The sequence below is a fragment of the Aetokthonos hydrillicola CCALA 1050 genome, from assembly GCF_017591665.1.
Taxonomy (GTDB): Bacteria; Cyanobacteriota; Cyanobacteriia; order Cyanobacteriales; family Nostocaceae; genus Aetokthonos; species Aetokthonos hydrillicola.
The window spans coordinates 1-5,070 of the sequence record NZ_JAAKGC010000204.1; the positions used below are offsets into that span (position 1 = coordinate 1).

At 42.1% G+C, this 5,070-nt stretch carries 4 protein-coding genes; all 4 read left to right on the plus strand.

The window, feature by feature from the left end; translation table 11 throughout:
* A partial coding sequence (locus G4P69_RS35485; protein WP_208354622.1) for a glycosyltransferase occupies positions 1-531 on the plus strand: 531 nt, incomplete at its 5' end.
* Between the two features lie 456 nt (positions 532-987).
* A complete protein-coding gene (locus tag G4P69_RS35490) occupies positions 988-1,797 on the plus strand; it encodes a choice-of-anchor W domain-containing protein (protein ID WP_208354624.1) in 810 nt (269 codons plus the stop codon).
* Between the two features lie 49 nt (positions 1,798-1,846).
* Positions 1,847-3,589 (plus strand): Rqc2 family fibronectin-binding protein, encoded by a 1,743-nt coding sequence (locus G4P69_RS35495; protein ID WP_208354626.1) that lies wholly within the window; start codon positions 1,847-1,849, stop codon positions 3,587-3,589.
* A gap of 505 nt (positions 3,590-4,094) precedes the next feature.
* Positions 4,095-5,070, plus strand: a 976-nt coding sequence (locus tag G4P69_RS35500; RefSeq protein ID WP_208354629.1) for an FTR1 family protein, incomplete at its 3' end; no start/stop codon positions are given.

The following is a 5,070-nucleotide window of genomic DNA, read 5'->3' on the forward strand; positions in this document are numbered from 1 at the left end:
GGACAATCCCAACACCGCGACTCTGGTAAACTCCAACTAATAATTGGCGGTGGTAGTCGCCCTGGTGAAAGCGACGGTATGGAGCGCGAACGTATCGAGCAAATTGTCGGTGAATTGGGGATGAAGAGTTTCACCACTTTTCCTGGACGTATCAGCCAAGAAGATCTTCCATATTATTACGCTGCGGCTGACGTTTGTGTGGTTCCTAGTCACTATGAACCCTTTGGATTGGTTGCAATTGAAGCGATGGCGAGTAGCACACCCGTAGTTGCTAGTGATGTTGGTGGACTACAGTTTACCGTAGTTCCTGAAGAAACTGGTTTATTAGTACCACCCCAAGATGTCGCCGCCTTTAGTACTGCGATTGACAGAATTATCAGTAATCCAGAGTGGCGAAACACATTAGGTTCAGCAAGTAGAAAGCGTGTTGAGAGAAAGTTTAGTTGGGATGGTGTAGCACAACAACTGAGCCATCTCTATATTGAGGTGTTACAAACAGCCGAGCGAGAACCGATGCTGTTGAGTTCTTGACGCTCCCGTGCTTAAGAACATTCAACATGAATTTCTATACGACTGGTAGATGAGTATCAGTCGACAAGATTTTAGAACCCCTTTCCACAAGGGGGTTTTCTTTATGTAAAATTTGTACGTATTTATTCTTAATTTTAGAAACAATCAGATTTCAGCAAACGTCTTACCTAGTAAGTGTTTCCCGAGAAATAGAAAAGTTAGTCCTCTATTAAATTTCTAGTAAGATTAACCAGTTAGTCTAGACAATTTATACAACTAGATTCTAAACTAGGAAACATTGTTCCTAAACATAAACTTATCATAGGAGATTGTGGTTGAGAAACCAAGTTTTTGTAAAGGGTGCAGATAAATGATGTTGTTGGTGAATTATTAATCCAATTGAGCATCAACATCATTTCATTCTGATTTTGCGCTTTACACTTCCCTAGCCCAAAAAATAGGTATTAAAGAGATAAAATGCTATACAAACAAAAATTCGCTAATCATCTCAACCCGCTAATTATTGCAGTGCTAGCTGCTTTGGGTTTATTTCTGGTCCCTCACTCTGCTAAAGCCTTTACTCTTGTTAATAGAACTAGCTTGACCGATGCAGATTTTAACAACATATTAGACCAGGGCACTTTTAAAGAATTGTTTGTTGCTGAAGGTCGTATTGGTAACAATAGCTTAAATGATGCAGAGCGTGAATTAGGCATTAACAGAAATGCTAGAGCGCTCGTAGCTCCTGGAGAACCTGTGGCATCAGGACAGTTTGTATGGGGAAATGGAACCCCAGTAGATTTCACTCTAAATTACACTGGAAGCACTATTAACTACACTGTTGGTGGGCAAACACTGACTACCACGGCTTTTAATGGTCCAGTTAATGATATTTACCTCCGCACGTTTGCCACTCAAAACAGTACAGCAACCCTTAGCGATCTTGTTTTTAAGGATCTGACCACAACAAACACAAAATTTACAATTGGCAGTCTGTCTTCTACAGGCACAAGCACTCCTGACACAGATTATCTTGAGATTACTGATATATCAGACCCGTTTGAAATCACAGGTAAAGTGGCGTTAAGTTGGACTGGGATACAACCACCCACACGCTCAAATCTTGCTTATCAAATAAAAGTGGGGGGGAGTTCTTCTGTTCCTCCTATACCGCGACAAGTGCCTGAGTCTGGTACAACGGGGGCTATCTTATTGACTGGAATAGCTGGTATAGGTTATCGTTGCCGAAAACGTTTTTTACAGTTTCAACCAGGCTTCCATAAGTAACAATGGAAGTGTACTTAAATCGAAGCTTGAAAAGCAACGACTAATCGTAGTGCAAACAGTTGACTTTACAACCCTAACATCTGCTTGTTGCGAAATACGCGCTCTCATGATACCGTCTCGTCTTGAGCTGGTTTATCAGCGCGATCGCAATACCATCGCCATAGCACTACGCACAATCAAACACCGAAGCTGGCTCACAATTTGTTGGCATCCTCAAGCGGCTCACATTTGTATTGGGGATCCACCACCAAGAGCACCAGATACCTTTACCTTTAGTCAACAACTGTTGCATCAGTTAAATGGTTTGGCATTGGTGGAGATTAAGGCGATCGCTCCTTGGGAACGCGCTGTCGATTTCCAATTTGCCCGTCGTCCAGGAGAAAGCGCCTTATATCATCTTTATGTTGAAATCATGGGCAAATACAGTAATGTTATTCTTGCTGATGCTGGGAATATCATTATCACTGCTGCTCACCAAGTCAACCAACAAAAATCCAGCGTCCGTCCTATACTCACTGGACAACCTTATGAAACTCCACCAACTCTCACTAGTGCAATTCCCAGTTTGAGTGAATCACAACAACGCTGGCAAGAACGCATCAGCCTAGTACCAGGAACTATCCAGCGTCAAGTACTCAAAACTTATCGTGGTCTTTCTCCTTCATTGTTACAGTCAATGCTGGTAGCAGCCAACTTAGATCCTGAAAGCACAACCGACTCTCTTAAGCAATCCGATTGGGATCAGCTATTTCAAAGTTGGCAAGAATGGTTACAAGCTTTAGAAACCAACAAGTATGATCCGGCTTGGACAAATACCGGTTACACTGTTCTTGGTTGGGGTGGCGTTAAACCAGCTAAAAATATCCAAGAATTGATCAATCGCTACTATACAGATCAACTTAATCAACAAACATTCTTACAACTACGAAATCAGTTAAGCCACAAGCTAAGTAATATTCTAGAAAAGTTGCGGGTGAAAGCTAGTGCCTTTGAAGAACGCTTGCAACAGTCTGCTCAAGCAGATGATTATCGACAGAAAGCTGATCTGTTGATGGCGCATTTGCACAACTGGGAACCAGGAATGAAGGAAATAGTTCTCCCTGACTTTGATACTGGCGAACCTGTGGTGATATCCTTAAAGCCAGATAAAAACGCTGTCCAAAATGCTCAAGCTCTTTATAAACAACACCAGAAACTTAAACGTGTTCGTAGTGCAGTCGAACCCTTACTAAGAGAAGTTCAGGAAGAAATCGAGTATTTAGAGCAAGTAGAAGCGGCGATCTCTCAAATAGAGAACTACCAATCAGCAGAAGATTTAGAAGCTTTAGAAGAAATACGTGACGAGTTAGTCGGGCAAAAATATTTAGAGCCCCTAGAATATAAGACTCAGACTTCGAGTGCAACCGCCACCACAAACTTTTATCGTTATCGTACCCCAAGTGGTTTTGAAGTCTTAATCGGGCGTAACAATCGCCAGAATGACCAACTCACGTTTCGCGTTGCTGGGGATTATGATTTATGGTTCCACGCTCAAGAAATTCCTGGTAGTCACGTACTTCTACGTTTAGAACCCGGTGCTGTACCAGAAGCGGCTGATTTGCAATACACCGCCAACCTTGCAGCATACTATAGTCGTGCTCGTCAGAGCGATCAAGTCCCAGTGGTTTACACAAAGCTAAAGAACCTCTACAAACCCAAGGGAGCCAAACCAGGAATCGCTATCTATAAGCATGAGCGTATCATCTGGGGACAACCGCAAGTAATCAGTTATCAGTTATCAGTTATCAGTTAACAGCGTACCATACAGCTTTATAACTGTTCACTGTTGACTGTATTTTAAAGATAAAGACTAATTTTCATCATTTTTTGATAAATCCTAAAAACGATTTGTGATCACTGTTACAATATTGTAAAGTGTAAAGAAAAATTGCCCGCTGCGTTTTGGGAACGCGCAATTTGGGTTCTACTTTCTTGAAAAGACAACGCGAAGATTAACTTTTATAGACCAGCTGTAGTAGGCTGGTCATTTTTTCATGAAAATTATGTCAGACATCCCTATCCCGTTGTAAGGGCGTACGGCGTACGCCCTTACTGATTCATACATCCCCAAGATTCTTGAACCAATATACTCTCAAGGCTTGACCAACGGTCATGCATAGGAGTGTGGAAGCAGTATTCACGCTTGTACAACACAAGGCGTCTTAGCTTATTGACTTTTATTTCAAAAAAGTACTATGCTTCTTGAATCTTTAATGAAAATAATTACTATTTGAGTTCTATGAGTAAGGGATAAAAAAATGGGATTTTTACCAAAATTCAGGCGGAATCGCTGGCAATGGCTATTCGCGCTCTCGCTAAGCGTCATGCTATTTATTATCGCCTTACCTCTGGGTGCATTTGCGAGTTCCTCCCCACAACAAGATATGCAACGCCTGAATAGTTATGTTGATCAGGCTTTAACAAAGGCTAAGGCAAAAGATTTTCAGGGAGCAGCAACAGCCTACAAGCAGTTTGATAATGACTGGTTTGATGTTGAAGATGGCGTGAAAAAGACCTCTCGCCAAGCTTATAAAGACATTGAAACGGCAATGGGTGAAGTGAAGTTTGCTTTCTCAAAGCAGCCGCCTAAGCAGTCTGAAGTGGTACAAGCGCTTTCAAAGTTAGAGGCAACAAATCAAAAATTTCTTGCAGGTAGCACTCCACCAGCGGAAACAACTGGATCTGGCACAAGTAAGGTGACAATAAAAAGTCTGATTGACCGCCTGAATAATGCAGAAGCTGCTATTGACAAAAACGACCTATCTACGGCTAAGAGTGAGATTAAGAGTTTCCAAACAGACTGGCTTGACGTAGAGGGGATAGTTGCCACTAAGTCTAAACAGGCTTATGTCGCTATTGAAAACAACATGGCGAAGGCTTATGGCTTCCTTAATGCTAGTCCAGCTGATATAAAGAATGCGCTCATGACGATCGCATCCTTAAAAAGTAATCTCCAACCCTACGCGACTCAATCGCTCCGTTACAGTCTTTTTGATGCAGTAGTCATCATACTACGAGAAGGTATCGAGGCATTGCTAGTCTTAGTAGCACTCTTAGCATTCTTGACAAAAAGTGGCAATGCACATCAAGGGCGTTGGTTATGGCTCGGGGCTGCTGTTGGTGTCCTCGCTTCTATTCTCACAGCTGTGGCTATCAATCTGATATTCTCAAATATTTCTCAAGGAGGCGCAAATCGCGAACTATTGGAAGGAATCACTGGAGATCGGAAGAGCA